Raw genomic sequence first — 24,554 nt, forward strand, 5'->3', positions numbered from 1 at the left:
GAGTATCGGCCAAAGCGCCGTTTGCGGTCAAGATTGGTGAAAACCCGGCGCGGAAGATGCGGGCGTCAGCCGCCAGCGCGCAACACGATCTTGCCGATATAGGCGCTGCTTTCCATCCGGGCATGGGCGGCGACGGCATCCGTCAGGTCGAATTCCTGATCCATCACAGGCGCGATCCGCCCCGCCTCCAGCAGCGGCCAGACCTGCGCGCGCAGCGCGTCGGCGATTCGCGCCTTGGCCAGATCGGACTGCGGCCGCAACGTCGATCCGGTGATCGTCAGCCGCCGGGTCATCACCTGCGCAAAATTCAGCGTCACCTTCGGCCCGCCCAGAAACGCGATCTGCACCAGCCGCCCGTCATCGGCGAGCGCGCGAATGTTGCGGGGAATGTAATCCCCGCCAACCATATCGAGGATCAGGTGCGCGCCACCTGCCTCACGCAGCACCTCCACGAAATCTTCCGTCCTGTAGTTGATCGCGCGTTCCGCCCCCAGATCGAGACAGGCCGCGCATTTCTCGTCCGTCCCGGCGGTCGCAAACACCCGCGCGCCGAAAATGCGCGCAAGCTGGATCGCCGTGGTGCCGATCCCCGACGATCCACCGTGCACCAGAAATCGCTCGCCCGCCTGCAGTCCGCCGCGCATGAACACATTGGACCAGACGGTAAAGAACGTCTCCGGCAGGCAGGCCGCCTCTTTCAGCGACAGTGACCCCGGCACCGGCAGACAGTGCGCCGCGGGCGTCACCGCGTAATCGGCATAGCCGCCGCCGGGCAAGAGGGCACAGACTTGATCGCCCACCGCCAGGTCCGTCACACCCGGACCTTTTGCCGCGATCTCGCCGGAACATTCCAGACCCGGGATCGGGCTCGCCCCCTTCGGCGGGTCGTACATCCCCGCCCGTTGCAATGCGTCGGGCCGGTTCACCCCGGCATAGGCCACGCGGATCAGCACCTCGCCATGGCCCGGCTCTGGCATCGGGCGCGTCTGCGCCTCCAATACCTCCGGCCCGCCGGGGGCCGTGATTGCGATCACGCGGGTGGTATCGGGCAGTGTCATCGTCGTGGCCTTTGCAAGGTGGGTTACTGCGGATCGCGCCACATGCCGGGCAGGTCGTTCATGTCCGGCATCCGCCGCGGGGCCTTCACCATGCCCAGCAGCTTGCCCAACGGCGCGGTCAGCGGGGCAAGCACCTTGCTGTCCTGCACCCCCGCCTTCAGCTTTTCGAACTGCATCACGTTGTCGATGCGCCGGTCGATGAAATCGGTCGTCGCCGCCTGACCCTCGCTCTGGTCGCCCAGCCAGAACAGAACGACCGATCCGTAAACCGCCGAAAGCGTCGCCCGTTTCGTGTACCAGTTCACATCGTCCGAAGTGTCGCCAAGCGCCGTCCAAATCGCGTCCGCCGTCCCCCAGATCAGCGACGCGCCCATCGGTGCCAGATGCGGCAGCGCGAACAGTGCCGTGCCGCGCCGCACGACCTCGCGGTCGCCGATCACGTCGAGCCGCAGCCGCACCGCATGGGCCACCTTGTCGCGGAACCGCATGTTGGACAGGTCCGCCGCCTCCAGCGCCTCTACCATCGCCGCATCGCCGCGCTGGTGATACAAGACAGCGAGATCGACCGCCCCGCGCGGGCACAGCGTGCGGGCATGGGCCGGATCCATCCTCACCTCCTTGACCGCCGCGTCGAACGCCGATTGCGCCCAGCCATCGAACGCCACATGCGGCAGGATCGCATCCAGCAGCTTGGTTTTCATCGGATCGACAGGCGGTTGCATGGCGGTTGCTCCTTTGGCGGTTACCCTAGACAAACTAGGGCAGAGTTGCTACATGCCCAGTTCCTGCAAATCATTGCAAATCCAACTTAGAGAGGTGGTGAAAACCACATGCAGGTAAGTGTTCGTGATAACAACGTCGATCAGGCGTTGCGTGCCCTGAAGAAGAAACTTCAGCGTGAGGGCGTTTTTCGTGAAATGAAGCTCAAGCAGCATTTCGAAAAACCGTCGATCCGCAAGGCCCGTGAAAAGGCCGAGGCGATTCGCCGTCAGCGCAAGCTGGCGCGCAAGAAAGCGCAGCGTGAGGGTCTGCTGTAAGGCACCCCCGATCAACGTGACGACAAAAGACCCCCGTAGTTTACTGCGGGGGTTTTTGTTTTGTGCAACACAGGGCGGTGTGCGACCGCGGGCGGTAAGCGAAGCGTCCGCCCTTGGGGGCGGTCGGACGCTGCCCGGCGCTGCCGGGCCAATCGCAACTTACCCGTGCGACCGTTGCCCGCAGGTGGCAACGCAACACCCGGCAATCCGTGATCATCCCGCTGTTTTCAAAAGCATATTCAAGGTTAACACGCCGTTAGAGTGCGCTGCACATAAAAAGTTTCGCATGCGAAACAGTCACTTGTCCTTGAACGGTTCCATCCCCGCACGGGCCAACTCGTCCGCGCGCTCGTTCTCCGCATGGCCCGCGTGGCCTTTCACCCATACCCAAGTCACGTCATGGCGGGCCACCGCCGCGTCCAGACGCTTCCAAAGTTCTTCGTTCTTCACCGGCTTTTTCGCTGCGGTCTTCCAGCCGTTGCGTTTCCAGCCGTGGACCCATTTGGTGATGCCGTCCTTCACGTAGGAGCTGTCCGTCACGACCGTCACCCTGCTGTCGCGCGACAGCGCCTCCAGCGCCGAAATCGCCGCCATCAATTCCATCTGGTTGTTGGTCGTCAGCGCGGCACCACCGTTCAGCTCACGCTCCTTCACCACCTTGTCGCCATCCTTCGCGATCAGGATCGCGCCCCAGCCGCCGGGGCCGGGATTGCCGGAACAGGCACCGTCTGTGTAGGCATAGAGGTCGGGCATTTACTGCTTTCTGGCACGCATCACGACGAACGGGTCGACGGTGCCTGCACACCCTTTTTCGCGCCCCTCGTCAATGCCCAGCACGGCGAAGCCTGCGTCTTCGAGCAAGCCGCGCAACTCCGGTACGGTGACGTAAGTGTATTTGCGGTCGATGTGGTCGCGGTCCTCGCCCTCGCCTGTTTTCATGCCGATATGCAGCACGCCCTTGTCCCGCAGCGCCGTGGCGATCGCGGCCAGATGGCGCGGCAGATCGGCACGTGGCGCGTGCAGCAGTGAGAAGTTCGCCCAGACCCCATCGTAGGCCGCAACCATGTCGATGTCGTCGAATGTCAGTAGCCGCGCGCCGATGTCGTGGGTCTCGTTCGCCAGCCTAACCATGCCGGTGGAGGCATCGACCGGATCGGGATGATACCCCGCGTCCCGCATATGCGCCGAGGCGCGCGCCGGACCGCAGCCCAGATCGAGGACGGCAGCACCCGCAGGCAGCAATGCCATGAAAGCCAGCAGATGCGCATCCGGCGCGTCCTTGGCCGTCAGATTGTCATAGCGGTCCGCCGCCGTGTCGTAGAAGTGGATCGTCTTTGCATCGACCATCAGATCACCACCGGGACAAGAGTCAGGATAACGATTATCGTGAGCAGCACGCGCAGGTACATCCACCAGCGCGGGGCGAGGTTCAGTCGCCAGAAATGCCAATCCAGCAGCAGCAACCCGACGAACCCCGCCATCAGGTTGATCGCCGCCGCGACCGGCCCGCCGCCGACCATGAAGAACGCCCAAAGCGCCGGTATGACCGACAAACCGTAGCCCATCGTGGCCAGCGGTCCTGTGGCTTTCGTGGCGAACCCCCAAAGCACACCCGACATGAACGACAGGATCACCGTGCCGTAGGCCAGTTGCAGATAGGGGCCGACGAACCGCCCGCCCAGCGTCTGCTGCGCCCACAGCCCGAGGTCGGGCGACAGCATCGTCGCCAGTCCGAACAGAAATGGCAGCAAGCCCGCAAGGCCAAGGATCAGCGCGGATCGGGGGATCTGTGTCATAAGTCCGCGATCAGTTTGGCGATGCGGGTCTGGCGCGTCGCGGCGCGCTTGGCGGAGGTGACCGTGTGGATCAGCCCGCGCTGTTTGCCCGGCGTCAGTGCATTCCAGCGGTCGGTCGCTTCGGCCTGCCGCAGGGCCAGCGTCAAATCTTCTGGCATTTCGACCTCCTGTTCAGGGGCCATGCGCAACCGCACGTCGATCTCCTCGCCCGGTGCCAGACCGGCCTCGCGCAGGAACGCCTTGCCGGTGTAGAGAAACACCGCGTCGATCACCGGGGCCTTGGTCAGGGCGAGGTTCACCGGATGATCCCCGATCTCGCCCTCCACCCGTTTCGCGCCCTCGCGGGCCAGTGCGTCGGAGACGTCAATCGGCAAGGGCAGAACGGTATAGACGTTCTTGCCCCATTCCATCGTGATGATTTCGCCGGTGAAGCTGTGATACTCCGCCATGACGCTCACGCCGGTTCGCGCAGCACGCGCGGCACCTTGAACTCGACGTTCTCTACCGCGGTTTCCACCATTTCGACCGTCACGTCGTAGCGGGCGCGAAAGGCGTCGATCACCTCGTTGATCAGGACTTCGGGGGCAGAGGCCCCGGCGGTGATGCCGATGGAAGTGATCCCCTCCAACGCCCGCCAGTCGATATCCGCCTCCCGCTGCACCAGTTGCGCATAACCGCAGCCCGCGCGCGCGCCCACCTCGACCAGACGGCGCGAGTTGGACGAATTGGGCGCTCCCACCACCAGCATCGCGTCGCATTTCGGGGCCATTGCCTTCACCGCTTCTTGCCGGTTGGTGGTGGCGTAGCAGATGTCTTCCTTGTGCGGCCCGACGATCTGCGGGAACCGCGCTTGCAGTGCCGCGACAACGTCCGCCGTGTCGTCGACCGACAGGGTGGTTTGCGTCACGAACGCGAGTTTCGCCGGATCACGGGGGGCGACCGTCGCCACATCCTGTGGCGTTTCCACCAGCAGCACATCGCCCGGCGGCAGTTGTCCCATGGTGCCCACCGTTTCGGGGTGGCCCGCGTGGCCGATCATGATGATCTGCAAGCCGTTGTCGGCGTGGCGCTGCGCCTCGATATGCACCTTGCTGACCAGCGGGCAGGTGGCGTCGACATAGATCATCTCGCGCTTCGCGGCGGCGGCGGGCACCGCCTTGGGCACACCATGCGCGGAAAAGATCACCGGGCGGTCGTCAGGGCACTCGTCCAGCTCTTCCACGAACACCGCGCCCTTGTCGCGCAGCCCGTCGACGACGAATTTGTTGTGCACGATCTCGTGGCGCACATAGACCGGCGCGCCCCATTTTTCGAGCGCTATCTCCACGATCTTGATCGCGCGGTCCACGCCGGCGCAAAATCCGCGCGGCGCGGCAAGGTAGAGTGTCAGCGGTTTGGCGGTCATCGGCAGCCCCTTGCGGTTCGCGCTACAGGTAAGCCCTTGCCCCCGCTACGTCCAGCCGTCGGGCCGGTTTTGACCTGGCGGAGCGGCTACGCCGCACGACATTTTCGATTTGGCGCTTTTTGTCACGCCCGGCGCAAATAACCGGCCTCGCGCGTGATTGCCCCTCACTTTCGCCACAAAACCGCGCTAAAGGCAGGCGCACAGGACAGCAGCCACGCCAAGAGACGACCCATGAAATTCTCCACCCGTGAAGATATCGAAGCCCCGATCGACTATGTCTACGCCCGCGCGACCGATTTTGCCGGATTCGAGCGACAGGCGCTGCGGCGCGGTGCACAGATCACGCGGCTCGACGGGTCCGGGCCGCATGACGTCGGCACCGCATGGGATGTGGCCTTCAAGTTCCGTAACAAGGACCGGCAGATGCGGGCAGAGGTCATCACGCTCGACAACCCGAACACGATCCGCATCGACACGGTCGCACAAGGTCTCGACACCATCGCCAAGGTCGAACTGGTGTCGCTGTCACCCAAACGTACCCGGATCGTCGTGGGGCTGGAACTGACGGCCAAGTCGCTGTCGGCGCGTCTGCTGTTGCAGTCTCTCAAGCTGGCGAAAACCAATCTGAACGCACGTTTCCAAAGCCGCGTGAAGGGCTTTGCCGATACGACCGAAGAGGATTATCGCAAGGGTCAGTGACCCTGCTTTGCAGACGATCCGGCGGGGCCGACAGGACCTAGCGTTCGTGACGCCGCGCCGCCGACGGGTAAACGCCCATCAGGTGCATATAGTCGGTGAAGTAATCGAGTTCCTCCAGCGCAAGCTGCACGTTGCGGTCGTCAGGGTGGCCCTCGATCTCGGCATAGAACTGCGTCGCCTTGAAGGTGCCGCCGATCATATAGCTTTCCAGCTTGGTCATGTTCACGCCGTTCGTGGCAAAACCGCCCATCGCTTTGTAAAGTGCTGCGGGAATGTTGCGCACACGGAACACGAAACTGGTCATCATTACATGATCTCCGCGTTTCTTGTAGTCGGGCTCGCGCGACATGATCAGGAATCGCGTGGTATTGCGGTCGTGATCCTCGATATGGCGGGCCAACACGTCGAGCCCATAAATTTCCGCCGCCAGTTCCGACGCCAGCGCCGCCTGCGTCACATCATCGCCTTCGGCCACGGTGCGGGCGGCCTTGGCGTTGTCGGAACAGGTGACCGTGCCGATGCCATGGTCGCGCAGGAACACCGCGCATTGCGGCAGGATCACCGGATGCCCGTGCGCGGTGCGGATCCCGTCGAGCCGCGCGCCGGGCTTGCCCAGCAGGTTCACATGCACCCGCACAAAGGCCTCGTCCACGATATGTAGCCCGCTTTCAGGCAGCAGCGAATGCACGTCGGCGACCCGGCCATAGGTGGAATTTTCGACCGCGATCATGCCCAGATCGGCATCGCCCTTGCGCACCGCTTCGATCGCGTCGGTGAAGCTGTCGCAGGGCAGGGGGTCGAACCCGGGGCGGGTTTCGACACAGGCCTGATGGCCATAGGCGCCAAGCTCTCCCTGAAACGCAATTCTGCCTGTCATTTTCGCGCTCTCCCCCCAAGGACGCGCCCAAAAAGGGCATTTGGTCGCGGGACTATACCTTGCAACCGGACGTGGGAAGCGGATAGATACCGCCTAAACATTGAACGGAATGGAACGCGACATGTTCGACACAATGACGATGACCAAGGTGGTGGGCGGCCTGTGCGGCACGTTCCTGGTCTTTTTGCTGGGCGGCTGGGCCGCCGAACTGATCTACCATAGTGGCGCAGGCGGCCATGGGGACGACCATCAGCAGGCCTACGTCATCGAAGTCGAAGGCAGCGGCGATGCTGAGGCGGAAGCCGATCAGGGCCCGCCGTTCGCTGAACTGCTGGCGGCAGCAGACCCAGCCGCGGGCGAGGCGAAATTCCGCCCCTGCATGGCGTGTCACGTGGTCGAAGACGGCGAAAACGGTGTCGGTCCGCATCTTTACGGCGTCGTCGGGCGCGAGGTAAGCGCTGTCGACGGTTTCGGATATTCCGGCGCGCTGGTGGCCGTGGCCGACGTCTGGACACCGGAAAACCTGAACGCATTCCTCGAAAAGCCAAGCGGCTATGCCCCCGGCACCGCGATGAACTACAACGGGATGCGTAGCGCCGAAGATCGGGCGGCCCTCATCGCCTGGCTGGACAGCCTCGACGACTAGGATCGTCACGTCACGCAGAATTTGGGCCGCCGGACTACCGGCGGCCTTTTTCGTGCCGTCGTTGACTGCGGGCTGTCGCGCACCCAGGTCACGCCCTGTTCACGTAATCTCAACTTGAATGTTTGCCACAACGGCTTGTAGCGTCATATGAGTGTCACAGACCGTTATCCGTAAGGGGACAAAGATGTACCATCGCCGCCAGACACCCGCCGCCGCCCGTGCCCGTCAACAGGTCCGCCACGGGATGCGACACTGGCTGGGCGCGACCGCCATTCTTGCGGGCGGCGCACTTTGGGCCGGGCAGGCGTTCGCCGACGCGCATATCATCGAAAGCCACGGCTTCAACGAATACGACGAGTTGAAATACCCCGCCGACTTCCCGCATCTCGACTACGTGAACCCCGACGCGCCGACGGGTGGAGAGATCAGCATTTCCGCCGACGGCACATTCGACAGCATGACCCCCTACGCTACGCTGGAAGGCACGCCGGGGTCGCTGGCCTCTATCGGGTATGAAACGATCATGTCCGCGACAAGCGACGAGGTCGGATCGCAGTACTGTGTGCTTTGCACCACCATCGAATACCCCGAGGACAAGGCCTGGGTGATCTTCAACCTGCGCGACGATGTGACGTTCTCGGACGGAAGCCCGATGACCGCTGCGGACGTGGCCTACACCCACGAATTGCTGCTGACGCAAAGCACGCCGTCCTATGCCGCCGGGCTGACGGCACTGGTGCCCAGCTACGAGGTGATCGACGACTACACGATCCGGTTCGATTTCAACCCCGAACGCCCCTTGCGCGCGCGCATCGGGCAGATGGCGGGCATGCCGGTGTTTTCAAAGAAATGGTTCGAGGATAACGAGGCGCGGCTGGACGAGGCGAGCCTGGATGCCCCGCTGACGACCGGCGAATATGTCGTGGGGTCCGTCGATCCGGGCCGCCAGATCATCTATGAACGCAACCCCGATTACTGGGGTGCCGACCACCCGATGAACGTGGGGCGCGGCAACTACGACCGCATCCGCGTGGAATATTTCGCCGACCGCTCCGCCGCTTTCGAGGCGTTCAAGGCCGGGGAGTTCACCTTCCGGCGCGAGCTGTCGTCGCTGATCTGGGCGACGGGGTATGATTTCCCGGCGTTCGAAAACGGCTGGGTGGTGAAGGACACGCTGCCCGATGCGACCCCGCCCAGTTCGTTCGGCATGGTGTTCAACCTGCGGGATCCCAAGTTTCAGGACCGTAACGTGCGGCTGGCGCTGGGGCTGATGTTCAACTTCGAATGGACCAATGAGAACCTGCAATACAGTCTGTTTTCGCAGCGCGAGAGTTTCTGGGAAACCGACCGCCTGAAGGCCACGGGCCTGCCGGAGGGCCGCGAGCTGGAGATGCTGGAAACCGTGCGCGACATGCTGCCGGAACGCATCTTTACCGAAGAACCGCGCGTACCGCACACCAGCGGCAACAGCCCGGTGGACCGCGGCAACTTGCGCGCCGCACTCGCCCTGATGGCCGAAGCCGGCTACACTCCCAATGCCGAAGGCCTGCTGGCCGATGAAAACGGCCAAACACTGGACATCGAGTTTCTGGAAACCCGTCCCACATTCGACCGCGTGCTGACGCCCTATATCGAAAACCTCAAAGCGTTGGGCGTGAACGTGACCTACAACCGCGTCGACAGCGCGCAGTATCAGTCGCGCACCCAGACCAACGATTTCGAGATGCTCTACGGCGGCTACCGTTCGGGGTTGCTCGAAGGCACGGGCCTTTCGCAGCGGTTCGGCTGCGAGGACAAGGACGATGTCTTCAACCCCGCCGGCTTCTGTAACGAAGCGGTGGATGCCCTGTCGAAATTTGTCGAGAACGCCGAGGATTACGACGAAATGGCCGCCGGTGTGAAAGCCATCGACCGCGTGATGCGCGACGCCTATTTCATGGTGCCGACCTGGTATTCAGACGGCAACTGGGTCGCCTACTACGATATGTATGAATACCCCGAAAACCTGCCGGACTTTGGCTTGGGCTACCTCGATTACTGGTGGTACAACGCCGAAAAGGGCGAGGCCCTGCGCGAAGCGGGCGCGCTGCGCTAGACCGGCGGGTTAAGGCACCGCGATGGGCGCATATATTCTACGGCGGCTGCTGCTCGTGATCCCCACGTTGCTGGGGATCATGATCGTCAACTTCGCGCTGATCCAGTTCGTCCCCGGCGGCCCGATCGAGACGATCATCGCCCGCATGGAAGGCGGCGGCGACGTGTTCGAGGGGATTTCAGGCGGCAGTAACGATGTCGAGGCATCGGGCGCGTCGGAGAGCGAATATGCCGGGGCGCGGGGCCTGAGTGCCGATTACATCCGGCAGCTCGAAGAACAGTTCGGTTTCGACAAGCCGCCGTTCGAACGTTTCCTGAACATGATGTGGGATTATGTGCGCTTCGATTTCGGGGAAAGCTATTTCCGCTCCATTTCCGTCGTCGATCTGGTGCTGGAAAAGATGCCGGTCAGCATCACGCTGGGGCTGTGGTCCACGTTGATCGCCTATCTGGTGTCGATCCCGCTGGGCATCCGCAAGGCGGTGCGCGACGGATCGAAATTCGACACATGGACCAGCGGCGCGATCATCGTGGGCTACGCGATCCCCGGTTTCCTCTTCGCGATCCTGCTGATCGTGCTCTTTGCCGGGGGGTCCTACTGGCGCATCTTCCCCCTGCGCGGGCTGACGTCATCGAATTTCGAGGACCTTTCGCTGATCGGCAAGGTGTTCGATTACCTCTGGCACATCACGCTGCCGGTGCTGGCTTCGACCATTTCATCCTTCGCGGTGCTGACGCTGCTGACCAAGAACAGCTTTCTGGACGAGATCAAGAAGCAGTATGTGATCACCGCCAAGGCCAAGGGACTCGCCGAAAACCGGGTGCTTTACGGGCATGTGTTCCGCAACGCGATGCTGATCGTGATTTCGGGGTTTCCGGCGCTGTTCGTCTCTGTCTTCTTCGGCGGTTCGCTGATCATCGAAACGCTTTTCTCGCTCGACGGGCTGGGCCGTCTGGGGTTCGAGGCGGTGGTGGCGCGCGACTACCCGGTCGTCTTCGGCACGCTGTTCACTTTTACGCTGCTGGGGTTGATCGTGGGCATCCTGACCGACATCACCTACGTCTTCATCGACCCGCGCATTGACTTCGAGAGCCGCCGATGAAGTTGTCCCCGCTCAACCAACGCCGCTGGCGCAACTTCAAACGCAACCGGCGGGCGCTGTGGTCGCTGATCATCTTCGGCATCCTGTTCGGCCTGTCGCTGTTCGCGGAGTTTCTTGCTAACGACAAACCGATCCTCGTCAGCTATCGCGGCGAAATCCGCGCGCCGATCTTCTCGTTTTATTCCGAGCGTGATTTCGGCGGTGATTTCCCGACAGAGGCGGCTTACGGCGATGTCGAGGTCGAGTGCCTGATCGTGACCGGCGGGCTGGTCGATTGCTTCGACACGCCCCATTCGCTGATCGAGGCGGTGGACAACGATATGACGCTGGACATCAAGGGGTTCGAGGCGGGCTGGACCCTCTGGCCGCCGATCCCCTACAGCTATGACACCATCGTGGACGTGCCGGGCGTGGCACCGTCGGCCCCCGACGACAACAACCTGCTAGGCACCGACGACACGAAACGAGACGTGCTGGCGCGGGTGATCTATGGCTTCCGCCTGTCGATCCTCTTCGCGATCATCGTGACGGTCGTGGCCAGTATCATCGGCATCATCGCGGGCGCGGTGCAGGGGTATTTCGGCGGCTGGACGGACCTTCTGTTCCAGCGGATCATCGAAATCTGGACAGGCACGCCATCGCTCTACGTCATCATCATCCTGACGGCCGTGCTGGGGCGAAGTTTCTGGCTGCTGGTGTTCCTGACCATCCTGTTCGGCTGGCCCGCGCTGGTGGGTGTGGTGCGCGCGGAATTCCTGCGCGCACGGAATTTCGAATACGTCCGCGCGGCCAAGGCGCTGGGGGTTTCCGACCGCACCATCATGTTCCGCCACATGCTGCCCAACGCGATGGTGGCGACGGTCACCATGCTGCCGTTCCTCGTCACCGGCGGGATTGCGACGCTTGCTTCGCTCGACTTCTTGGGCTTCGGCCTGCCGTCGTCTGCCCCGTCGCTGGGCGAATTGACTCTGCAGGCCAAGCGCAACCTGCAGGCGCCGTGGCTCGGCTTCACCGCGTTCTTCGCCTTTGCGATCATGCTGTCGCTGCTGGTCTTCATCTTCGAGGGCGTGCGGGATGCCTTCGACCCCCGAAAGACGTTTTCATGACCCTGCTGCAAGTGCGTGACCTGAATGTCCGCTTCCGGCAGGACGGGGAGACCACCCACGCGGTGCGCGGCGTGTCCTTCGACGTGGAAAAGGGCGAGACGGTCGCGCTCGTCGGCGAATCCGGGTCAGGCAAATCCGTGACCGCCCTGTCCACCGTGCAGCTTCTGGGCGACAGCGCCAGTGTCGACGGGTCGATCACCTATGACGGCGCGGAGATGATCGGCGCGGACGAACGCGAGCTGCGCCGGGTGCGCGGCAACGACATCAGCTTCATCTTTCAGGAGCCGATGACCTCGCTCAACCCGCTGCACACGCTGGAAAAACAGCTGGCGGAAAGCATCGAACTGCATCAGGGCCTGCGCGGGGCGGCGGTGCGCAACAAGATCGTGCAATTGCTCAATCAGGTCGGCATCCGCGACGCCGAAAGCCGCCTGGGTGCTTACCCGCACCAACTGTCGGGTGGGCAGCGGCAGCGCGTGATGATCGCCATGGCGCTGGCCAACGGCCCGGACCTGCTGATCGCGGACGAACCGACGACCGCGCTCGACGTGACGATCCAGGCGCAGATCCTCGAACTGCTGGCGGACCTGAAGGACAGGCGGGGGATGAGCCTGCTGTTCATCACCCACGACCTGACCATCGTGCGCAAGATCGCCGACCGGGTCTGCGTGATGAAGGACGGCGAGATCGTGGAAACCGGCCCCACCGCCGAGATTTTCGCCAACCCGCAGCACCCCTATACGCAGATGTTGCTGGCCGCGGAATCCACCGGCGTTCCGGCGCCTGTGCCCGATGATGCCAAACCCGTCGCCGCGACGCAGAATTTGAAAATCTGGTTCCCGATCCATCGCGGCCTGCTGAAACGCACGGCGGGTTACGTGAAGGCCGTCAACGACGCCACGCTGGAAGTCCGCGCGGGCGAAACCGTGGGCATCGTCGGTGAAAGCGGGTCGGGCAAGACCACGCTGGCGCTGGCGATCATGCGGCTGATCCGGTCGGAAGGGCGGATCAACTTCATGGGCACCGACATCCAGCATCTCAACCAGAAACAGATGCGCCCCTATCGCAGCGCCATGCAGATTGTGTTCCAGGATCCTTACGGCTCGCTGTCGCCGCGCATGACCGTGCAGCAGATCATCGCGGAGGGGCTGACGATCCACCGGATCGACCCCGACCGCGACCAGCGCGACATGGTGGGCGAGATCATGGGCGAGGTGGGCCTCGACCCCGCGCTGATGGACCGCTACCCGCACGAGTTTTCCGGCGGCCAGCGCCAGCGCATCGCCATCGCCCGCGCGATGATCCTGCGCCCGCAACTGCTGGTGCTGGACGAGCCGACATCGGCGCTGGATATGACGGTGCAGGTGCAGATCGTGGAACTGCTGCGCGACCTGCAACAGAAATACCGGCTCGCCTATCTCTTCATCAGCCACGACCTCAAGGTCGTGCGCGCGCTGTCCCACAAGGTGATGGTGATGAAACAGGGCGACGTGGTGGAGGCGGGCGACGCGGCGGATATCTTCGACGCGCCCCGCACCGAATACACCCGCGCGCTGATGGCCGCGGCGTTCGAGGGGCGTGCGCTCTAGCGATGCGGTTCCTGTTTCCGAGCCGAACCAGCACACCGTGGAGCAATTTCCGCAAGTTCTGGTCACTCGCGTCACTGATTATCCTCACGACACTGATCGCGGAAAACGCCTTTCCGCAGTTGCTCGCGAATGGCCCGGCGTGGCATCGATTGATCGGCGTCATCCTCGCGATATGGTCTGTCAGTTTTTTCCTGCTGGTGGTCCTGACAATCCCGTTTCTGACATCAAAAGATTTTCAGCCCGATCCGGTACGATTATTCTTCGACGGACTGATTTCCATCAGCCTGTCGATCCTGTCATTCGCACTGATCTACCGGATGGGCGGGATCAGCGGTGAGGGCGATGACATGCTGCGCAGCTGGGACTACGTCTATTTTTCGGCGGTGACGTTTTCGACACTGGGGTTTGGCGATTTTCGTCCCGATGCAGGTGTAAGACTGGTCGCTGCAATTCACGCGATTATCGGCAACTTGCATCTGGGGATCGTCATAGGCGCGGCGTTTTTCGCCGCGCAGCAAAGCGGTCAGGTCACGAAAAGATAACCGATGCCGCCCACCGCCGCGACCAACGCAATGGTTGCAGCAATGGTGCCCGCTGTCGCGATGGCGTTATAGGTTCGTGTACTCATACGCCATAGATAGCATATTGCGCGTTCATATTCAATGAACGCGCAACCGTCAGCTATCCGATCCGAGCATGAAACAGGTGGTGCCGCGCGCCTGCAACCTGCGGCAGGCCAGGTCTGCGCCTTCACGGGTCAGCCCCATGAAATTCGCGTCGAACCCGCCGGACCGCTGCACCACGCGGCGCAACGCGCCATCGAGCGCCGTCATCTCGTTCAGTGCCACGCGCAACAGGACCCGTTCGGCCTCGTAGCGCGACCGGTAGCGCCCGACGTTCACGCCCCAGTGCCGTCCGCCGGAAGTGGAAATCCGCGTGATGACCTCTGGCTCGGGTGCTGCGGCGGCGGGGGCAGGGGCCTGCGCCGATGCGGTGATCAGTTCTGCCGGGCGAGCCTGCGGCGCAACGGTCACGACCGCTTCCAGGATCGCGGCCTCTGTCAGGCCGGATTGGGTCGTGTCCAGAACCGCGGGTGCCACAGCGGCGGTCTGTCCGAATGCTGCGGAATCGATCAGTGACGCTCCCAATGCCTCTGCCAGCGCGTCGTTGATCACATCCGTATCCACATCTAGGTCGGCCACTGCGACGGCCGTCGTCGGGCGGCTCTGCGGCCGCGGGCTGGTCTGGATCAGACCTGTCACGCGGATCGTCTTGCCCGCGCCGCCGTTGGTGGCCGGGCCCGTCGTGGTGCCTGCGACCAGTTCACCCGCGTTCTGTGACGCCCCGGTCGAGATGGCGGGCGGCTGCGGTTCGCGCACGGTCACGTTCGACGGCGCGCGGTTGAACCCCATATCCATCAATTCGATGATCCGGCGGGTGCGGTCGGCGGTCGAGCGGCCACCGAAGACGGTCGCGATGATCCGCTCCTGCCCGCGTTGCGCGGATGCCGTCAGGTTGAAACCGGCGGCACGGGTGTAGCCGGTCTTGATCCCGTCGGCCCCTTCGTAGTTGTTCAGGAACCGGCGGTTGGTGTGGCTGACGGTGGCGATGCCCGCATCGGCGGTGCGCCGCGAGAAGAGGTTATAATACTGTGGGAAGTCATAGATCACATGGCGACCAAGGATCGACATATCCCGCGCGGTCGACATATGCCCGTTCTGCGTCAGCCCATGGGCGTTGCGGAACGTCGTGTTGGTCATGCCCATGGCGGCGGCGGTCCGGTTCATCCGCTCGGCAAAGGCGGATTCAGAGCCGGAAATCGCTATGCCGATGGCGGTGGCGGCATCATTGGCGGATTTCACGGCCGCCGCGCGCAGCAGATACCGCAGGCGGATCGTCTGGCCGGTGCGCAGGCCCAGTTTCGACGGTGGTTCGGCGGCGGCGGCGGCGGTGATGCGGACCTCGGTGTCCAGCCCGATCTCGCCGCGCTGCACGGCCTGAAAGGCGATGTAGAGCGTCATCATCTTGGTCAGCGATGCCGGATGCAGCCGGGTATCGGCGTTGCGCGAATGCAGCACCTCGCCGGTGCGGGCGTCCATCACCATCGCGGCATACGGGGCCGCGCGTGTCTGCGACGCCGAAAACGCCGTCACGATTGCCAATAATGCGATAAATAGCCCGCGGAGGGCCAGCTGTCCCGTACGACTTGCCACGTCGTTCACCTCGATTTTCTGCCTCGTGGTCCCTGCTTTTGCGCGGGTGACCTTATTGATTGGCGTCACGCTAGCACGACATATGCGCGCCGGAAAATAGCCTAAATTCAAAGACTTTCACTGTGTCTTTGAAGCCGCTGTGCCATATCTGGGGGGCCTATGTGCTGATTCCCGCTAGATCGGCCAATGTGGCAAAATTGGGGCAGCCGGTTCGCGCCGATCGGACGGAGAATCCCTGCGGGATCGCAGCGACTCGCCCCAAAGACCCGTCTTGCCCTTGCTTGGGGTTTTCTTGCGCGCCGCAAACCATATATACACAGCCAGCAAGCAAGGCGCGGGACCGGATCGAACGATGATGACAGATGTCACCATGATGGCAGGCGGAAAGGATGACGACGACAGCGATGTCGGCGTCAAACTCGAAACCAAGCCGAAGACCAAGAAGCCGCCACTTTATAAGGTGTTGATCCTGAACGACGATTTCACGCCGATGGAATTCGTCGTGCATGTGCTGGAACGGTTTTTCGGCATGTCGCACGCGCAGGCGTTCGAACTGATGCTGACCGTGCACAAGAAAGGCCTCGCCGTCGTGGGAGTCTACAGCCACGAGATCGCGGAAACGAAGGTCGCGATGGTGATGGATTTCGCGCAGCGCCACCAGCACCCGCTGCAATGCACGATGGAGAAAGAGTGACGGCGCGCCCGTCGCTTTGCCCTGATGGCTGCATATTCTCGCCTGACGACCGCACTTGGCGACGGCTCGCTCGTTCTGCCTGACGGCCCCGTCGCGGTGCTGCGCCCCGGTGCAACCTATGACATCTCCGCCCTGCCGCGCGACGCGGTGCACGTTTCGCACAGCTTCTACCCCGATCATACCGCTTGGGCCAACGCGGGCTATGCCGTGCGCACGGACATGCTGCCTGCCGACAGCGCCATCGTCGTCGTCCCACGCGCCAAAGCGCTGGCGCGTGCGCTGATCGCGCGGGCCGCGGCGACCGCGCAGATCGTGGTGGTGGACGGACAGAAGACCGATGGTGTGGATAGTCTCTACAAGGACTGCCGTAAGCGGCTCGGTGCCCTGCCGTCAGTGACAAAGGATCATGGCCGCATCTTCTGGTTCGCGGGCACCGACACCTTTGCCGACTGGGATCAGCCCGACAGTGAAGTCGGGCCGCACGGGTTTCACACCGCCGCCGGTGTTTTTTCCGATGGCACGGTCGATCGTGGCTCGGAATTGCTGGTCTCTGTCCTGCCGCCGAAGCTGCCGGCGCATCTGGCGGATTCCGGGGCGGGATGGGGCTATCTGGCACAGGCCGCGCTGCAAAAACACGGTGTGCAATCCATCGCCCTGATCGAGGCGGAGGCGCTGTCGCTTGATTGTGCCCGGCTGAACGTCACCGATCCGCGCGCGACCTTTATCTGGGACGATGCCACCACCCACCGGCCCGCGCGCGCCTATGACGGTATCGTCATGAACCCGCCGTTCCACACCGGGCGCGCCGCCGATCCGGGGCTGGGGCGAGCGTTCATCGCCGCCGCCGCGCAGACGCTCGCCCCGCATGGCAAGCTCTGGATGGTGGCCAACCGGCATCTGCCCTATGAACAGGCATTGCAGGATGCATTCCGCAATGTCGAAACCCTGACCATGACCAATGCGTTCAAGGTCTTTCACGCGACGCGCCCGATCCGCTGATCCACGCCGCCGCAAAACCAAAGGTAGCCCCATGTCTTTTTCGATTTCCGGCAAGACCGCCATCGTCACCGGTGCCGCCAACGGCGTGGGGCTGGCCATCGGGCGGCATTTTCTGCGCGGCGGGGCCAATGTCGTTTTTGCCGATATGGACGAGGAGCGGCTTGAAAAGGAGGTGGGCGACGCGGCGCGCGAAGAAGGACAAGTGCGGATCTTTTCCGGCGATTTGCGCCAGAAGCTGACCATCGCCAACCTGCTGTCCGCCGCCGTCGATGCGTTCGAGCGTGTCGACATCCTTGTGAACGCGTCGCGGCAGGTGATGCTGACCGACCCGCTCAACCCCGATGACACCTCGGTCGAGGATATGCTGAACCAGAACATGCTGACCGCCCTGCGCATGACGCAGGCCGTGTCCCGCCGGATGATCAAGCAGGCAGAGGATGACGAGCCGGACGCCCCCGCCGGGGCGATCGTCAACCTGTCGTCGATCGCGGCACGGCGCACGCATCCCGATCTGATGGCCTATTCGGTCAGCTCTGCAGCACTTGACCAGATGACGCGGTCGATGGCTGTGGCCCTGGCCCCCAAGCGGATCAGGGTGAACGCCGTGGCCTTCGGCTCGGTCATGAGCGCGAGCCTCAAGGGGTCACTCAAGGAAGACGACGATCTGCGCGAGGCGATTCTGGAAAACACACCGCTGCACCGGATCGCCAGCCCCGGCGAAGTGTCGGATGCGGTGCAATATCTTGCCTCGGATGCCGCCGGTTTCGTGACCGGTCAGATCATCACTGTCGACGGTGGCCGCACGCTGATCGACCCTGCAGCGGTATCCGCCCACTGATCATTCGGGGTTCTGGGCGATGCATTGCGCGATGCCGGATTCGGCATTGCGCCGGTTCTGGGCCTGCCGTTCCTCCAGCGATTGCAGTTTGTCGCGTTCCGCGTTCAGGTCGATGGCGACCGGTTCGCGCCGGGTGCGGGTTTCGGTTTCCGAACAGGGCACCTCGGTGATGAAGCCGCGCGGGCTGCGGCGTTCGCAGGTCGTGTTGACGATCCGCACCTCCTCGCGCTCTTCCAGCGCGTATCCGCGCGCAAGGTTGGCACGGGTTTCCGCGATCAGCCGGTCCAGCACGCGCAACTCGCTGTTCACGCCATTGATGCAGGCTTCGCGCGGGGTGGCGCAGGCGGTGACCAGCAGGGGCAGAATGAAAAGAGCAGGGCGCATGGGGTTCTCCGAACAGGCAGGATTATATCTGGTCCGGCACAGCGACAGACCGGTTGCTTGCAACTTACACGTAACGCAGGTTGATATGCCATATCACAGATGAAAGCCGCCCATGACCGACGTGACCGAGACCGAGAAAGCCACCGCAGCCGCATGGTTCCGCACCCTGCGCGACGAAATCGTCGCAGCTTTCGCGGCGCTGGAGGACGGACAGGTAACAGGCCCAACGGCGGAGGCACCACCGGGCCGGTTCGAGATGACGCAGACCACGCGCGCATCGGACGACGGATCGGACGCAGGTGGCGGGCTGATGTCGGTGATGCGCGGTGGCCGGGTTTTCGAGAAAGTGGGCGTGAACGTGTCCACGGTTTACGGAACGCTTGGTGCCGCAGCACAGCAGGCGATGGCCGCGCGCGGTGTGCCGGGGATGGACAGCGACCCGCGCTTCTGGGCCTCCGGCATATCGCTGGTGGCGCATGTCCAGAACCCACATGTGCCGGCGGTGCATATGAACACGCGGATGTTCTGGACCCCGCAGGCCTGGTGGTTCGGTGGCGGGTCGGACCTGAACCCCTGCATCCCCTACGCTGACGACACCGCACATTTCCATGCCATGCAGGAGCGGCACCTCGCGCCCCATGGCACGGACCTTTATCCGCGGCTGAAGGCCTGGGCCGACGACTATTTCTACATCCCCCACCGCAAGCGGTCGCGGGGTGTGGGCGGGATTTTCATGGACGATCACTGCAGCGGCGACTGGGCTGCGGACTTTGCGCTGACGCAGGATATCGGCCGCGCGTTCCTGCCCGCCTATGTGCCGCTGGTCGAAAAGCGCCTGCCGACGGAATGGAGCGAGGCCGACAAGGACGCGCAACTGGTGCATCGCGGGCTTTATGCGGAATACAACCTCGTCTATGACCGCGGCACGAAATTCGGACTGGCGACGGGGCATGACCCGGACGCGGTGCTGATGTCGCTGCCGCCACTGGCCAAATGGGCCTGAGCCGCGTCTGACCTGGCGGAGCGGCTGCGCCGCACGACATTTTTTGCCTTCAGGGCTCCGCCCTCGCGGCTGCGCCGCTCACCCGAGGTATTTCCGACCGGATGAAATCAGTCCGGGATCACCTTGCCGGGGTTGAGGATGTTGTTGGGATCGAGCGCGCGCTTGATCGTGCGCATCACGTCGAGTGCTGTCGGGTCCTTGCGGCGGCGCATGGTGTCGAGTTTCGACACGCCGACGCCGTGTTCGGCGCTGAACGACCCACCGGCCGCCTGCACGGCGTCCTCCACCGCCTCGACCATGGCGGCCATCACGTCGGGCGTGTTGCGGCGCGGATAGGCGGTGTGGTGGATATTGCCGTCGCCCAGATGGGCCACGATGATTTCATGCACGTCCGGGTCCAGCCGTTTCAGCCGCGCGGTGATGTCGCGCAGTGCGGTTCCGACCTGACTTAATGGGACGGCGATATCGGTGTTCACGGCGATGCCCGGATCGAAGAGGATTTCGCCCGCCGCCTCGCGCCTTGCCCAGATTTCGGCGCGCTGGGTGTCGTTCTGTGCCACGACCGCATCCAGCACCTGGCCGGTTTCGAACATCTGCGCCAGTGTCTGTTCCAGTTGGGTCACCACTGGAATTGCGCCGGTGTCATCCGGCGTGGCGTCGCGCGCCGCCGTGGCACCCACCTCGATCATGATGTTCACGTCGTGGCTGTCGTCGAAGGGCGGACGGGTATCCGGCTTGCGTTGCATCAGCCGTTCCATGTAGCTGTGCGGCATATATTCGAACGCCTCCACCGCGCCGCCGGTGGCATCCTGCACGGTGTTGAGCAGGTCCAGCCCGTCCTCGATCGTGGGCACGGCCACCATGGCCGTGGCATAGGCGCGCGGCTTGCGGTGGAGTTTCAGCACGGCGGCGGTGATCACGCCCAGCGTGCCCTCGGCCCCGATCACAAGGTTGCGCAGGTTTAGGCCGGAGTTGTCCTTGTGCAGCTCGCTCATCAAATTCATCACCCGGCCGTCGGCCAGCACGACCTCCACGCCCAGGCAAAGGTCGCGGGTGTTGCCATATCGCAGCACGTTCGACCCGCCCGCGTTGGTCGACAGCGCGCCGCCGATCATCGCCGTGCCGCGCGCGCCGAAGGTGAGCGGGAAAATGAGGTCGTGTTCGACTGCCGCGTCGTGGATCGTGGACAGGACCGTGCCCGCGCCGACAGTGATCGTGCGTGCGGCGGGGTCCAGTTTAGCAATCCCGTTTAGCCGGTCGACCGAGAGCATCAGCGCGCCCTCGTTCGACGTGGCCCCGGTCAGCCCAGTGTTGCCGGACACCGGCACGACCGGCGCGCGCGCGTCATTGGCGATCTTCAGGATCGCGGCGACCTGATGCGTGTCGGCAGGGCGCAGCACGGCCAGCGGCGCGATGGTATAGTCGCCGGTCCAGTCGGCGTGCCATTTCGCGGTGTCGTCACCGGTCAGGACGTAGCCTGCGCCGATTGCCTGTTCCAATGCGTCAAGCAGTGCCATGAGTGCCCTTTCTGCGTGATCCCGCGTCAGGCTACGCAAAGCGGGATGCGAAAGAAAGCCTGCGGGTGCCGGGTGCCTGCCATCGTGGAAACAGGCCGTTTTTCCAGTTTTTGCTTTGCGTCACGTCAACTTGCGGCTAGGTTTTGCGCCATAGTTTAGCATTTCCAGGAACGGACCTGCGCAGGGGCATGTCCGTTCGTGCATATTACGGTTTCGGGTTTGGGCCGGGCCGACAACACTCAGGGAGATTTCCATGACCGATTTTATCGTGACCAATACCAGCAATGCGGGTGCAGGCAGTCTGCGACAGGCGTTTCTTGACGCGGGCGTCGGGCCGCGGCCCGCGACACCGCACCGGATTTTGTTCGACGACGCGATCGCCGGGCAGACGATCACGCTGACCTCGCAGATCGACTGGAACAATCAGGGCCAGTTGATCGTCGAGGGCGCGGAACAGAACATGACGATTTCCGGCGGCGGGACGTCGCGGTTGTTTTTCGTCGGTACGACGACCTTTTTAGATGGGCTCACCTTCCGCAATCTGCGGCTGGCCGACGGGTTCGAGGACGAGTTGGGTGCCGTCATCACCAGCCGTGCGACTTTGACTTTGGAAAACGTCGCGCTGTCGGGTCACGAGGTGACCGGTGCGCCACCAAGCGCCCCGGGCGAGGACGGCGGCGATGCTGCGATCATCAGTAACCAGAACGGTTTGCTGATCCTGCGGGACGTCATCTTCGAGGACGACAATATCGTCACCGGGCAATTCGGCGCGGGTGAAGGTCCCGGTGTGGGGCCGGGTGACGGCGGTGATGCGGCGCTGATCATAAGCAACGGCTCGGTGGACGGTACCCAGGTCGTCTTTGGCGGCACCGTTACGGGCGGTGGCGGCGGCAGCGCCTTCAACGCCGGCATCGACGGCGCGGACGGTGGAGATGCGGCCGGCATTCTCAATACCTCGTCGACCTTCAACCTGTCGATCGACACAAACAACATGGCCATCGCCTACTCCGTCACCGCTGGTGCCGGTGGTCTCGGTGGCCCGACGGCATTCGACGGCCAGCCCGGCGGGTCCGATCTGAAGGTGCTTGGCGGCACCCAGACGGATATCACCGAAATCGCCGACAACTCGGGCACCTACGGTAACGATGCAAGCCTGGTCGTCGACGCCGCGAACGCGGACGGCGATCCGGTCTATGGTTTCGCGGGCAGCGACTCCATGTTCGGCAACACCGGCAACGACGTGCTTTATGGCGGCACCGGTCAGGATTTCATTTTCGGAAATTCCGGCAACGACATGCTTTACGGTGACGAGGGCATCGACGTTCTGTTCGGCGGAATCGGCAACGACACGGCCTATGGCGGCGAAGGATCGGATGGTTTTCAGGGCGGTGGCGGACAGGACACCTTTTTCGGCGGTGTCGGCGACGATGCCATCCTCATCACGGCCGAAGGGGGCCACGACAACCTGACCGTGGGTGACGAGTATTATGGTGGCGACGATACCGACACCATCGGGGTGACCGGCATCGACGTGACGAACGGCGCGCGCCAGTTCGATCTGGCCTCGGGTTTCTACAGCGATGAGCTGGGTCCGGGTGGCGCGGAACGATTTATCATGATGGCGGAGTTCGAAAACTATTCCAGCCTGAACGCCAATGTCATGGCCGGTCAGGAGAACGCGCAGGCGGAATCCGTGTTCGGGACCGATGGGACCAATATCCTGGAGGGCGGCGCGGGGCGGCAGTATTTCTTCGGCGACGCGGGGGCCGACACGCTGTCGGGCGGCGAGGGGAACGACGATCTCGAAGGCGGGCTGGGCGGTGACAGTCTGATCGGCGGCGCGGGGCGCGACCGTGCGCTCTACACCGGAGCGGCATCCGGCGTGACGGTGAACTTCATCAACGCCGCGCTGAATACCGGCGAGGCGGCGGGCGACACCTTCGACAGCATCGAAAGCGTGATCGGCAGCCAGTTCGCCGACACGCTGACATCTGGCAACGACGACAACGACCTGATCGGCGGGCGCGGCGACGACACGCTGATCGGCGCGCGCGGGCGCGACCGGCTGTTCGGCGGCGAGGGCGAAGACCGGATGCTGGGCGGTCAGGGCAACGACGACATCTTCGTGGGCGACGGGTTCGACACGGTCGTGGTCCAGGCCAATGCGGGCACCGACCGGATCTTCGGCTTTCAATTCGATCAGCAGCTGATCCAGTTCGTCGGCGGGCCGGGGTCGATCAACGATCTGGTGTTCACCTTCGACGGGGCGAACACGGTGATCACGTCGGAGCTGGGCACGCTGAAGATCATGGGGTTCGCCGATTTCGAGGACTTCATCCCCGAGGATTTTCAGTTCACCAACCCGGTGCGGCAGGTCACGACGCTGACGCCCAATGCCGATACCTTCACCGGGTCGGATTTCGGTGACGAGATTCTGGGCCTTGGCGGCAACGACAGCCTGACCGGCGGGTCGGGTGACGACATCATCCGCGGCGGCGATAACGACGATACCATCGACGGGGCGGACGGCAACGACATCATCTATGGTGGCGACGGGCGCGACAGGCTGACGGCGAGCGGGCGGAACTACATCGGCGACACCAGTACGCCCGTCGGCGATACCCTCTTCGGTGGTGACGGGAATGACGACCTGTTTGGCGGGAATCTTGTCAGTAATAGCGATGTCTTCGACGGCGGGGCGGGCCGCGACCGGGTGTTCTATTCGATTCAGACGGAGGGTGTTGGCGTGACGGTCAATTTCATCGACCAGACGCTGAACGCCGGTGCCGCCTTTGGCGACACCTACGTCAGCATCGAAAGCGTCACCGGCACGAATTTTGACGACAGCATGACATCGGGCAACGACGACAACGATCTTGTCGGTCTGGGCGGCGAAGACGTGCTGATCGGCGCGGGCGGCCGCGACCGGCTGTTCGGCGGTGCCGACGACGACCGCCTGCTGGGCGGGCGCGGCAACGACGACCTGTTCGGGCAGGGCGGTAGCGATACCTTCGTGATCCGCGCCAACGCCGGCAGCGACCGGATCTTCGGCTTCGACCAGGGCCTCGACACGATCGAATACCGCGACGGCGTGACCTTCGGATCGCTGACCATCGCGCAGGCCGGGGCCAACGTCACGATCACCTCTGCCAACGGCGTGCTGACGGTGATGAACGACACCGCCGCCAACTTCACCGCCGACGATTTCGACTTCCTCTGAGCGTCTCGGCACCCCCCGACAACCGTCGGGGCATGCCGAAACACACTGCTCTACGGTCTAGTGAAAGGGTGATAGGTGGTGGCGTGGGGGAGATTTGAACGCCCGCACTCAGCAGCGGTGCGTCAGCACCGCGCGTCAGTCGGGCTTTCGGAGGTATCGTGACCTCGCAGCGAGATATGTGGGTGAGGGGTGGTGGCGTGGGGGAGATTTGAACTCCCGCACTCAGCAGCGGTGCGTCAGCACCGCGCGTCAGTCGGGCTTTCGGAGGTATTGTGA

At 63.5% G+C, this 24,554-nt stretch carries 24 protein-coding genes; 13 read left to right on the forward strand and 11 right to left on the reverse strand.

Annotated features, from left to right (window positions below):
* Positions 1 to 65: 65 nt before the first annotated feature.
* Both AC04PH_RS13490 and AC04PH_RS13495 read right to left on the reverse strand, forming a co-directional pair.
* On the reverse strand, positions 66 to 1,058 hold the full coding sequence (locus AC04PH_RS13490) for an NAD(P)H-quinone oxidoreductase (protein WP_483066340.1): 993 nt from the start codon (positions 1,056 to 1,058) through the stop codon (positions 66 to 68).
* A 23-nt stretch (positions 1,059 to 1,081) separates the two neighbouring features.
* On the reverse strand, positions 1,082 to 1,780 hold the full coding sequence (locus AC04PH_RS13495; RefSeq protein WP_483066341.1) for a COQ9 family protein: 699 nt from the start codon (positions 1,778 to 1,780) through the stop codon (positions 1,082 to 1,084).
* A gap of 108 nt (positions 1,781 to 1,888) precedes the next feature.
* On the opposite strand from AC04PH_RS13495, the gene rpsU reads away from it, so the two are divergent.
* Positions 1,889 to 2,095 (forward strand): 30S ribosomal protein S21, encoded by a 207-nt coding sequence (gene rpsU / locus AC04PH_RS13500; RefSeq protein WP_339932682.1) that lies wholly within the window; start codon positions 1,889 to 1,891, stop codon positions 2,093 to 2,095.
* A 297-nt stretch (positions 2,096 to 2,392) separates the two neighbouring features.
* Here the strand turns inward: rpsU and rnhA are convergent, their stop codons facing one another.
* From rnhA to ispH, 5 genes are read right to left on the reverse strand one after another with little or no spacing between them, the layout of a single operon-like run.
* On the reverse strand, positions 2,393 to 2,848 hold the full coding sequence (gene rnhA, locus AC04PH_RS13505; RefSeq protein ID WP_483066342.1) for a ribonuclease HI: 456 nt from the start codon (positions 2,846 to 2,848) through the stop codon (positions 2,393 to 2,395).
* The gene (locus AC04PH_RS13510) at positions 2,849 to 3,442 is read right to left on the reverse strand and encodes a class I SAM-dependent DNA methyltransferase (protein ID WP_483066343.1); all 594 of its coding nucleotides are present in this window, start codon (positions 3,440 to 3,442) and stop codon (positions 2,849 to 2,851) included.
* Complete coding sequence (locus AC04PH_RS13515; protein ID WP_483066344.1) at positions 3,442 to 3,891, reverse strand: DUF3429 domain-containing protein; 450 nt, start codon at positions 3,889 to 3,891, stop codon at positions 3,442 to 3,444. Before AC04PH_RS13515 ends, AC04PH_RS13510 begins: the two co-directional genes overlap by 1 nt.
* A complete protein-coding gene (locus tag AC04PH_RS13520) occupies positions 3,888 to 4,340 on the reverse strand; it encodes a YdeI/OmpD-associated family protein (protein WP_483066915.1) in 453 nt (150 codons plus the stop codon). The genes AC04PH_RS13515 and AC04PH_RS13520 overlap by 4 nt, the downstream gene beginning before the upstream one ends.
* 5 nt (positions 4,341 to 4,345) lie before the next feature.
* Positions 4,346 to 5,296 (reverse strand): 4-hydroxy-3-methylbut-2-enyl diphosphate reductase, encoded by a 951-nt coding sequence (ispH, locus tag AC04PH_RS13525; RefSeq protein ID WP_483066345.1) that lies wholly within the window; start codon positions 5,294 to 5,296, stop codon positions 4,346 to 4,348.
* Between the two features lie 231 nt (positions 5,297 to 5,527).
* Between ispH and AC04PH_RS13530 the strand changes: the two genes are divergently transcribed.
* Positions 5,528 to 5,995: an SRPBCC family protein gene (locus AC04PH_RS13530; protein WP_483066346.1), complete on the forward strand. Its 468-nt coding sequence runs from the start codon at positions 5,528 to 5,530 to the stop codon at positions 5,993 to 5,995.
* A gap of 37 nt (positions 5,996 to 6,032) precedes the next feature.
* On the opposite strand, the gene AC04PH_RS13535 is transcribed toward AC04PH_RS13530, so the two are convergent.
* Complete coding sequence (locus tag AC04PH_RS13535; protein WP_483066347.1) at positions 6,033 to 6,872, reverse strand: prephenate dehydratase; 840 nt, start codon at positions 6,870 to 6,872, stop codon at positions 6,033 to 6,035.
* 121 nt (positions 6,873 to 6,993) lie between these two features.
* Here AC04PH_RS13535 and AC04PH_RS13540 point away from each other — a divergent pair, with 121 nt between their 5' ends.
* From AC04PH_RS13540 to AC04PH_RS13565, 6 genes are all read left to right on the forward strand, one after another.
* The gene (locus AC04PH_RS13540; RefSeq protein ID WP_483066348.1) at positions 6,994 to 7,518 is read left to right on the forward strand and encodes a c-type cytochrome; all 525 of its coding nucleotides are present in this window, start codon (positions 6,994 to 6,996) and stop codon (positions 7,516 to 7,518) included.
* A 184-nt stretch (positions 7,519 to 7,702) separates the two neighbouring features.
* Entirely contained in the window at positions 7,703 to 9,613 is a 1,911-nt protein-coding gene (locus tag AC04PH_RS13545; RefSeq protein ID WP_483066349.1) for an extracellular solute-binding protein, read from the forward strand.
* Between the two features lie 22 nt (positions 9,614 to 9,635).
* Positions 9,636 to 10,715 (forward strand): microcin C ABC transporter permease YejB, encoded by a 1,080-nt coding sequence (locus tag AC04PH_RS13550; protein WP_483066350.1) that lies wholly within the window; start codon positions 9,636 to 9,638, stop codon positions 10,713 to 10,715.
* On the forward strand, positions 10,712 to 11,821 hold the full coding sequence (locus AC04PH_RS13555; protein ID WP_483066351.1) for an ABC transporter permease: 1,110 nt from the start codon (positions 10,712 to 10,714) through the stop codon (positions 11,819 to 11,821). The genes AC04PH_RS13550 and AC04PH_RS13555 overlap by 4 nt, the downstream gene beginning before the upstream one ends.
* Positions 11,818 to 13,410 (forward strand): ABC transporter ATP-binding protein, encoded by a 1,593-nt coding sequence (locus tag AC04PH_RS13560; RefSeq protein WP_483066352.1) that lies wholly within the window; start codon positions 11,818 to 11,820, stop codon positions 13,408 to 13,410. Before AC04PH_RS13555 ends, AC04PH_RS13560 begins: the two co-directional genes overlap by 4 nt.
* Before the next feature lie 2 nt (positions 13,411 to 13,412).
* On the forward strand, positions 13,413 to 13,952 hold the full coding sequence (locus AC04PH_RS13565) for an ion channel (RefSeq protein ID WP_483066353.1): 540 nt from the start codon (positions 13,413 to 13,415) through the stop codon (positions 13,950 to 13,952).
* Between the two features lie 135 nt (positions 13,953 to 14,087).
* On the opposite strand, the gene AC04PH_RS13570 is transcribed toward AC04PH_RS13565, so the two are convergent.
* Positions 14,088 to 15,623, reverse strand: a complete 1,536-nt coding sequence (locus tag AC04PH_RS13570; RefSeq protein WP_483066354.1) for a D-alanyl-D-alanine carboxypeptidase family protein — start codon at positions 15,621 to 15,623, stop codon at positions 14,088 to 14,090.
* A gap of 352 nt (positions 15,624 to 15,975) precedes the next feature.
* Here AC04PH_RS13570 and clpS point away from each other — a divergent pair, with 352 nt between their 5' ends.
* From clpS to AC04PH_RS13585, 3 genes are read left to right on the forward strand one after another with little or no spacing between them, the layout of a single operon-like run.
* Positions 15,976 to 16,317: an ATP-dependent Clp protease adapter ClpS gene (clpS, locus tag AC04PH_RS13575; protein ID WP_483066355.1), complete on the forward strand. Its 342-nt coding sequence runs from the start codon at positions 15,976 to 15,978 to the stop codon at positions 16,315 to 16,317.
* Positions 16,318 to 16,341: 24 nt separating this feature from the next.
* Positions 16,342 to 17,316: a class I SAM-dependent methyltransferase gene (locus tag AC04PH_RS13580; RefSeq protein ID WP_483066356.1), complete on the forward strand. Its 975-nt coding sequence runs from the start codon at positions 16,342 to 16,344 to the stop codon at positions 17,314 to 17,316.
* Between the two features lie 31 nt (positions 17,317 to 17,347).
* On the forward strand, positions 17,348 to 18,154 hold the full coding sequence (locus AC04PH_RS13585; protein ID WP_483066357.1) for an SDR family NAD(P)-dependent oxidoreductase: 807 nt from the start codon (positions 17,348 to 17,350) through the stop codon (positions 18,152 to 18,154).
* Here AC04PH_RS13585 and AC04PH_RS13590 read toward each other — a convergent pair whose 3' ends face one another.
* A complete protein-coding gene (locus tag AC04PH_RS13590; protein WP_483066358.1) occupies positions 18,155 to 18,538 on the reverse strand; it encodes a hypothetical protein in 384 nt (127 codons plus the stop codon).
* A 112-nt stretch (positions 18,539 to 18,650) separates the two neighbouring features.
* Between AC04PH_RS13590 and hemF the strand changes: the two genes are divergently transcribed.
* Positions 18,651 to 19,541 (forward strand): oxygen-dependent coproporphyrinogen oxidase, encoded by an 891-nt coding sequence (hemF, locus tag AC04PH_RS13595; RefSeq protein ID WP_483066359.1) that lies wholly within the window; start codon positions 18,651 to 18,653, stop codon positions 19,539 to 19,541.
* A gap of 107 nt (positions 19,542 to 19,648) precedes the next feature.
* Here the strand turns inward: hemF and AC04PH_RS13600 are convergent, their stop codons facing one another.
* Positions 19,649 to 21,058, reverse strand: coding sequence for an FAD-binding oxidoreductase (locus AC04PH_RS13600; RefSeq protein WP_483066360.1), 1,410 nt, complete (start codon positions 21,056 to 21,058; stop codon positions 19,649 to 19,651).
* A gap of 253 nt (positions 21,059 to 21,311) precedes the next feature.
* On the opposite strand from AC04PH_RS13600, the gene AC04PH_RS13605 reads away from it, so the two are divergent.
* The gene (locus AC04PH_RS13605; protein WP_483066361.1) at positions 21,312 to 24,278 is read left to right on the forward strand and encodes a hypothetical protein; all 2,967 of its coding nucleotides are present in this window, start codon (positions 21,312 to 21,314) and stop codon (positions 24,276 to 24,278) included.
* The last annotated feature ends 276 nt before the right edge of the window (positions 24,279 to 24,554 follow it).

Source organism: Yoonia sp. KMU-150, from assembly GCF_056858355.1.